Annotated in this window: 1 protein-coding gene; it reads left to right on the forward strand. The window is 58.5% G+C overall.

Annotation, left to right across the window (positions count from 1 at the left end; all coding sequences use genetic code 11):
* Positions 1 to 244: 244 nt before the first annotated feature.
* Positions 245 to 1,222: an IS110 family RNA-guided transposase gene (locus PIN01S_RS26110; protein ID WP_084339828.1), complete on the forward strand. Its 978-nt coding sequence runs from the start codon at positions 245 to 247 to the stop codon at positions 1,220 to 1,222.
* Positions 1,223 to 1,239: the final 17 nt, after the last annotated feature.

The following is a 1,239-nucleotide window of genomic DNA, read 5'->3' on the forward strand; positions in this document are numbered from 1 at the left end:
TTCGCCCCTTGTATGTCGACGACCCGCCCTAACGGTGGGTAGTCTCCGGCTGATCACCGGAAGGAAGGCCAGGAAGACGTATTCGCCCCTAGGCTACGAGCCTGCTCCGTAGATTGTCTCCTGGCTTTCCACTCCACTCATGAATCCGAACGGTATCTGGAGCCCACCCCTGGTGGTAGCTCGCATAGGCAAGGTTGGATGGAGTGGAATGCCGATGGTGAAGCTATAGGGAGGACCAGACGTTATGACCATCGTAGTTGGCGTGGATATAGCCAAGAAAACCTTCGACATTGCGGTTCTGCAGGCCAATGGCAAGTACCGCACCAAAGGCAATCTGAGCAACGATCAAACGGGTTTCAGCGCCTTTGATCAGTGGTTGCAGAAACATGCCGAGCCAGAGGCCTGGGTCGTGATGGAGGCGACCAATGTCTATCACGAAGCCTTGGGGGATTATCTGCTTGCCAAGGGGTATCGCGTCACCGTGATGAATCCGGCGCGCATCGCCAGCTATGCGCAAAGCCAATTGCAGCGGGTCAAGACCGACAAGGTCGACGCCAAACTGATCGCGCTCTATGGCGCCCGGCATGTCGAGGATCTCCAGCCCTGGCAGCCCGACCCGGTGAGTGTGCGGCAACTGCGTGCCCTGGTACGGCGCTACGAGGAGCTCAAGGAACTGTTCCAGATGGAAGCCAACCGCCTGGAAACCGTCAAGAGCGACCCGGTGAAAGAGTCGATCCTGTCGGTCTCGGCCCATCTGGAACGGGAGATCGAGCAGACGCTGAAAGCGATTCGCACCCATATCGACGATGATCCCGACCTGCGAGGCAAACGTGATCTGCTGAAGAGCATCGATGGGATCAGTGACAAGACCGCAGCCCTGTTGCTGGCCGAGCTCGGGTCAGTCAGCCGCTTCGAGAGTGCCCGGGCGGTGGTGGCTTTCGCAGGGCTCAATCCGAGGCTCAGAGAATCAGGCCAACACAAGGGCCAGGTGAGAATCTCAAAGATAGGCTCACGCCGCTTGCGTGCCGGTCTGTACATGCCAGCCGTCAGTGCCATGAGCCATAACCAGGCGGTACGGGCACTGTGCTTACGGCTCCAAAAGAAAGGTAAGGCGGGTAAGCAGATTGTCTGCGCCGCCATGCGCAAGCTGCTGCAGATCGCTTATGGCGTCCTCAAATCGGGCCAACCCTACAACGCAGAATTGGCCCTTGCCCGAGGCTAGGGGACACGGTATCTACA

It is taken from the genome of Pseudomonas indica NBRC 103045, assembly GCF_002091635.1.
GTDB classification, from domain to species: Bacteria; Pseudomonadota; Gammaproteobacteria; order Pseudomonadales; family Pseudomonadaceae; genus Pseudomonas_M; species Pseudomonas_M indica.

Bases quoted from the DNA above. Each gene is read 5' to 3' on its own strand.
- PIN01S_RS26110 (WP_084339828.1), top strand. From the start codon at position 245: ATGACCATCGTAGTTGGCGTGGATATAGCCAAGAAAACCTTCGACATT.